The sequence below is a fragment of the Nocardiopsis halotolerans DSM 44410 genome (assembly GCF_000341065.1).
Lineage (GTDB): Bacteria > Actinomycetota > Actinomycetes > Streptosporangiales > Streptosporangiaceae > Nocardiopsis > Nocardiopsis halotolerans.
Genome location: NZ_ANAX01000204.1, coordinates 1 through 6114, shown reverse-complemented (window position 1 = coordinate 6114; position 6114 = coordinate 1). Strand labels below are relative to the sequence as shown.

5 protein-coding genes and 2 pseudogenes are annotated in these 6114 nt (G+C 72.0%); 3 read left to right on the top strand and 4 right to left on the bottom strand.

Translation table 11 applies throughout. From position 1 onward, the window contains the following. Positions 1 to 61 precede the first annotated feature (61 nt). Positions 62 to 853, top strand: a complete 792-nt coding sequence (locus D455_RS0115690) for an SGNH/GDSL hydrolase family protein (RefSeq protein WP_017571662.1) — start codon at positions 62 to 64, stop codon at positions 851 to 853. A gap of 104 nt (positions 854 to 957) precedes the next feature. Further along, on the top strand, positions 958 to 1770 hold the full coding sequence (locus D455_RS0115685; protein WP_026122668.1) for an SGNH/GDSL hydrolase family protein: 813 nt from the start codon (positions 958 to 960) through the stop codon (positions 1768 to 1770). Positions 1771 to 1908: 138 nt separating this feature from the next. Here the strand turns inward: D455_RS0115685 and D455_RS0115680 are convergent, their stop codons facing one another. From D455_RS0115680 to D455_RS0115665, 4 genes and pseudogenes are all read right to left on the bottom strand, one after another. Further along, positions 1909 to 2280 (bottom strand): Fur family transcriptional regulator, encoded by a 372-nt coding sequence (locus tag D455_RS0115680; RefSeq protein WP_017571660.1) that lies wholly within the window; start codon positions 2278 to 2280, stop codon positions 1909 to 1911. Then, positions 2277 to 3179 (bottom strand): metal ABC transporter permease, encoded by a 903-nt coding sequence (locus D455_RS0115675; RefSeq protein WP_017571659.1) that lies wholly within the window; start codon positions 3177 to 3179, stop codon positions 2277 to 2279. The genes D455_RS0115680 and D455_RS0115675 overlap by 4 nt, the downstream gene beginning before the upstream one ends. After that, a pseudogene (locus tag D455_RS30640) lies at positions 3172 to 4001 on the bottom strand (metal ABC transporter ATP-binding protein). Before D455_RS30640 ends, D455_RS0115675 begins: the two are co-directional and overlap by 8 nt. 50 nt (positions 4002 to 4051) lie before the next feature. Beyond that, entirely contained in the window at positions 4052 to 4423 is a 372-nt protein-coding gene (locus tag D455_RS0115665) for a DUF6703 family protein (RefSeq protein ID WP_026122667.1), read from the bottom strand. Positions 4424 to 4745: 322 nt separating this feature from the next. Here D455_RS0115665 and D455_RS0115660 point away from each other — a divergent pair. Then, positions 4746 to 6114, top strand: a pseudogene (locus D455_RS0115660) (CDP-glycerol glycerophosphotransferase family protein); the annotation flags it as partial.

The following is a 6114-nucleotide window of genomic DNA, read 5'->3' as shown; positions in this document are numbered from 1 at the left end:
GGAGCCGGGCCCGCCGCTACGGCGGTGCCGTGCCCAACACCGTTACGGAGGGCGGAAAGTGATGGCGGACGGTTCGGTGCTCAGGCCGGGTATGTCGCTCGTCTCGGTGGGGGACAGCTTCACCGAGGGCGTGGGCGACCCCTACCCGGAGCCGGGAGCGGGTTTCCGCGGCTGGGCGGACCGGTTGGCCGAGCACCTGGCCGACCACCTGGGCGAGGTCGAGTACGCGAACCTGGCGGTCCGTGGCAAGCTGATGCGCCAGATCGTCACCGACCAGATCCCGCCCGCCGTCGCGATGGCCCCGGACCTGGTCACCCTGAGCGCGGGCGGCAACGACCTGCTGCGCCCGGCCGGGGACCCCGAGCGGATGGCCCGGATCCTGGACCACACCGTGGGGCGCCTGCGGAACGCGGGAAGCCAGGTCGTGCTCTTCACCGGTGTCAACGTCTCCACCGGGTACATGCGCGGCACCATCGGCCTGTTCGCGCGCTACTACATGCACGTCCGCGCCATCGCCGACAGGTACGGCTGCTTCCTGGTGGACCAGTGGTCGATGAGGGCGCTCACCGACGCCCGCGCCTGGGACGAGGACCGACTGCACATGTCCCCGGAGGGGCACCGCCGCCTGGCGCTGCGCGTGGCCGAGGTCCTCGGCGTGCCGGTGTCGGAGCGCTGGGACGCCCCCTGGCCCGAGCGCGAGCCGGTCGGCTGGGTCCGGGCGCGCCGTGAGGACCTGACCTGGGTCAGGGAGTCGCTCGGTCCGTGGATCGGGCGCCGCCTGACGGGGCGCTCCTCCGGCGACACGGTCACGGCCAAACTCCCGGAGCTGACCCGGATCACCAAGGACCGCTGACCCCGGTACCCCTCCCGGGTTGGGTGTGAGCTACCTCCCAAAACCGCGAGAAGCATCAACCTACTGTCGCGTAACCCTGGCGCTGAGTTGGAAGATCGTGCATTATGAGCGGTTTTGGGACGAACTCAGTGCACCAGGACATCCTGTCCTACGTCGCCCTCGGTGACAGCTTCACCGAGGGCATGAGCGACCCCTACCCGGACAGCGACAGCGTGCCCAACGGCCGCTACCGGGGTTGGGCCGACCGCGTGGCCGAGCACCTCGCCGACCAGGTCGGCGAGGTCCGCTACGCCAACCTCGCCGTGCGCGGCAAGCTCATGGACCAGATCGTCACCGACCAGGTCCCCCGGGCCGTCGAGCTCTCACCGGACCTGATCACGCTGTGCGCGGGCGGCAACGACATCATTCGCCCCGGCAGCGACCCCGACTCCGTGGCCGTCGCCTTCGCCGGAGCCGTGGAGAGGCTCAGCCGGACCGGCGCGCGCATCGTCGTCTTCACGGGGTTCGACACCAACTGGCAGCCGGTGATGCGCCACATGCGCGGCAGGATCGCCACGTACAACATGCACCTGCGGGCCATCGCCGACCGCTACGGCTGCGACGTGGTGGACGTGTGGAGCATGCGGATCCTGGACGACGCCCGCGCCTGGAGCTGGGACCGCCTGCACCTGTCCTCGGAGGGACACCGCAGACTGGCCCTGCGCGTGTGCGAGGTGCTCGGTGTGCCGGTGGAGGGCGACTGGAACGAGCCCTGGCCGCCCGTCGACCGGCCCGACTGGCGCTCCGCCCGCCAGGAGGACCTGCACTGGGCACGCGAGTTCCTGGTGCCGTGGATCGGCCGTCGCCTCACCGGCCGTTCCTCGGGCGACAACGTCAACCCCAAGCGCCCCAGTCTGGAGCCGCTGCGCCGCGACTGACGCGCGCGGCCCCGGCGGCCCGGGGCGGGCCGGAACCCCCGGGTTCGCCCCGGGAGGACGCCGCACACGCGTCCGGCCCCGCGCGAAGCGGGGCCGGAACGGACGCGGGCTCGCGGGAGGGGACTTCCTCGGAACCCCTCAGGAACACCGGGCGCAGGTGCCGAAGACCTCGACGGTGTGCGTCACCCCGGTGAAGCCGTACTTGGCGCCCATCTCGGCGGCCCACTTCTCCACCGTGGGGCCCTCGATCTCCACCGCGGTCGCGCACACCCGGCACACGATGTGGTGGTGGTGGTTCTCGGTGTCGCACGCCCGGTAGACGGCCTCGCCGTCGTCGGTGCGCAACACGTCCACCTCACCGGAGTCGCTCAGCGCCTGGAGCGCCCGGTAGACGGTGGTCAGGCCGATCTTGGAACCGTCGGCGCGCAGGTCCGCGTACAGGTCCTGGGCGCTGCGGAAACCGGAGGACCCGGTCAGCGCCTGACGGACCGCTTCGCGTCGTGTACTCATGGTGTCACCCTCCCCCGATCAGTCTGGGGCATCGTATCGGCCGAAACCCTCTCGGCGGACCGAAGGGTGGCCGCGGAACGCCTCCCGGAGAGGCGGCGCGCCACGCCGCCGACCGTCACGGCCAGGCCGAAGACGGCCAGGGCGAGGATCACGATCGTCGCGCCCGGAGAGAGTTCGGCGTAGAAGGACGTGGTCAGTCCGCCGACCGAGGACAGCAGCCCGATCACCACGGCCAGGAGCATCGTCACCCGGAAGCTCTTGGTGAGCTGCTGGGCGGCGGCGACCGGGACGATCATCAGGGCACTCACCATGAGCACACCCACCACGCGCATCGCGAGTACCACCGTCAGGGCGGCGGTCACCGCCAACAGCACGCTCAGCAGGCGCACCGGCAGCCCGTGGGCCCGCGCCACCTCCTCGTCCTGGCACAGGACGAACAGTTCGCGGCCGAACAGCGCCACCACCGCGGCCACACCGGCGGCGAGCACGCCCACCACCCACAGGTCGGACTCCTCCACCGTGCTCACCGAGCCGAACAGGTAGGAGACCAGCGTGGCGTTGCTCGCCCCGGGGGTGAGCCCGATGAGCAGCACGCCTCCCGCGATGCCGCCGTAGAACAGCAGCGCCAGCGCCACGTCCCCGCTGGTGCGGGTACGCACCCGCACCAGTTCGATGAGGACGGCGCCCAGCGTGGCCACCACGGCCGCGGTGATGACCGGTGAGGTGCTGGTGAGCAGCCCCAGCGCCACCCCGGTCAGGGCGACGTGGCCGATCCCGTCGCCCAGCAGCGCCAGACGCCGTTGGACGAGGTAGGTGCCGACGACCGGGGTGAGCAGACCGACGAGCACCGCAGCGATCAGCGCGCGCCGCATGAACTCGTAGTCGAGCAGGTCAATCACGGCCGGGTACCTCGAGTCGGATCATCTCCGCGGCCGTGGTGGTGTCCGCGGAGTCGGGAGCGTGGGGAGCGGGGTGGGGGTGCTGGTGCTCGTGTCCGGGCCTCGCGCACTCACCGGTGGGCGCGGGCGCGGCGCCGTCGTGCGTCACGCGGCCCGAGTCCAGCACCACGGCGCGCTCGATCACGTTCTCCAGCGGCCCCAGTTCGTGCAGGACCAGGACGACGGTGGAGCCGCGCTCGCGCAGGCGGACGATGGTGCTGGCCAGCGCACGCTGGTTCTCGGCGTCCACACCGGCCATGGGCTCGTCCATGACGAAGGTGTCGGGCCGCCCGGCCAGGGCACGGGCGATGAGCACGCGCTGCTGCTGTCCACCGGACAGTTCGCGTACCGAGTCGCGGCCCCGGTCGGCCAGTCCGACGGTCTCCAGGGCCTCGTTGACCGCGGCCCGGTCGGCGCGGGTGGGCAGGGACAGCCGACGGCGTGAGGCGACCTGCCCGGAGGCGACGATCTCCCGGACGGTGGCGGGGACGGCGCCCCCGGCNGCTGGGGCACGTAGCCGATCCGGCGCCAGGCGCGGAACCGTCGCAGCGGGGTGCCGTGCACGAGGACCTGCCCGGAGGCGAGGGGCACGATACCCAGCATCGCGCGCATCAGGGTCGACTTGCCCGACCCGTTGGGGCCGAGGACGGCCATGGTCTGGCCCGCGGGTATGTCCACGTGGACACCGTCGAGCACGGGGACCCCGTCGTAGGCGACGCGCGCGTCGACGACCTGGAAGGCGGGCGGCGCGTCGTTCTCGGCGGCCTTGAACTGGTCAGACACTGCTCCAGTATCGCGAAAACGAAAATGATTGTCAAAACATCGCAGGGTGGTCAGTACCCGAGGGCGCGCGCCACCGCCAACACCAGCACGACCACCACCATGAGCACGCGTGCCGCCCTCGCCTGGCCGTTCAGGGAGGGCCAGGTCAGGAACGCCAGCCACACGAAGAACGCCGCCACCAGCAGCAGGCACAGCGCGCCCACCGGGCCCGGTGCCATCAGCCCCGTGATGAACAGGGCGCCCAGCACCAGCGGCGCCAGCCACCGGGGGCGCTGGTGCAGCCACACCAGTGGCACCGCGCTGCGCTCCTCCACCGCCCGGCGCAGTCTCCCCGCTCCGGGTGTGTACAGGGAATCCCCCTCGGGTAGGGGCCGCCCCTGGTCTCGACGCCGCTTCTCGTCACCATGCTCGGGAGGGGCCATGCTGTCCGTATCCGCTTCTGGTCCGTGCCGCCGCAGGGCGGGCCCTCCGGCGGGGGTGCGCCCACACGCGACGGTGGGCGTCGGGGCCGCCGGGCCTTGTCACACTCGTGCCCTGAACCCTAGTGCAGGCTCCCGGCGCGTCGCCGGGCACCGGTGCGGCCCGGACGCGCGCCCCGCCTGTCGTGCGTCGCCAGCCTTCCGCGGAGCGTCGCATGCGCAGAGTCACAAAAAGTACACGTTAAGTTGTTAGTCGTCTGATGCGCGCGGCACGTGTACCCCGACCGCGCGTAGCCCGTCGAACCCCCGGAGGGTGTCAACTTCCGTGCCCGAAGCCACTGTCATCGTGACGTTCGACGTCACCGAGCCCCACCTGCAGAACTGCCTCGACTCCCTGGCCCGTCAACGCGACGACGGCGGGGGGAGCGGGTTCCGGACGGGTACGGAGGTCATCCTGGTCCCCGTACGCGACGGCGCCGCCTCACGCGTTTCCGAAACCGGGCCAGCGACCGGGGACACGGACCCCGGCGGTGACGACGACACCGCCGAGGAGACCGACGCCGAGGCACGCGCGGAGGAGAACGAGCAGGGGGACGAGGCCGTCGAGCCCGCCCGCGAGGCCGCGCTCGCCGTCGCCGCCGCGTTCGCCGCCTCCCCGCCCCCCGGCCTCACCGCCGCCCTCGTGGACGGCGCCCCCGCCCCCGACCGGCCCGCCGCACGGGCACGCGGCGTCGCCGCCGCGCACGGCACCCACCTGCTCTTCCTGGAGGGTTCCGACGCCCTCACGGGGTACGCCGTGGCCTACCTCCTGCGCAGCGCCGCCGACACCCGCTCGGACCTGGTCGTCGGCAACGTGTACAAGTTCGACGAACTGGGCGCCTCGCCCTCCAGGGCGCACCGCAGGTACTGCGGCAGGCACCGCATGGCCGAGGACCCGAGCAACGTCCCCGGCCTGGCGTCGGACACAGCACTGGGCAACAAGCTCTGGCGCAGGGAGTTCTGGGACTCCCTGTCCGACCACTCCCTCGCCCCCGAGGACGCCGACCTCGTCCTGCGCCGGGCCGCTCTGTCCGCCCGCACCGTGGACACCCTGCCCGGTGCGGTCCTGCTCATGCGCCGACGCGAGGCGTCCCCGCTCCCCCTGGACAAGGCCTCGCTCACCCGCCGCCTCACCGTCATGGGCGAACTCGCCGCCAGCCTCACCAGCGCGGACCGCGTGCTGTGGGACCGCGTGCTCCTCCAGGGCGAGCTCCACCAGATCCTCCTACGCCTGGACGACGCCGAGGAGGAGGCGCGTGAGGTCGTCCTCGACCTGCTCAACGCCTACCTCGACCACGTGCCCGTACGGCTCATGCGCGGGCTCAACGCACTCGACCGCCTCCTGTACCACCTGGTGCGCAAACGGCGCGTGGACGACGTCATCGAGGTCGCGACCTTCGCCAAGAGCGTCGAGATCAAGAAGGCCCCCGTCGTGCGGCGCGGCCTCGGCTACTACGTCCGCTATCCCTTCTTCGACGCGGAGGATCCCGCCAAGGCGGTGCCCCGCGAGGTGTACCGGCTCGACGAGGACGTCAGGGTCCGTCAGAAGACCGAGGAGATCCGCTGGTCCAACGGCCGCCTGCACGTCAGCGGACGGGTCGGCATCCGCCACCTGCGCGCCCGCAGGCGCTGGCAGCAGCACCTCGTGGCGTTCG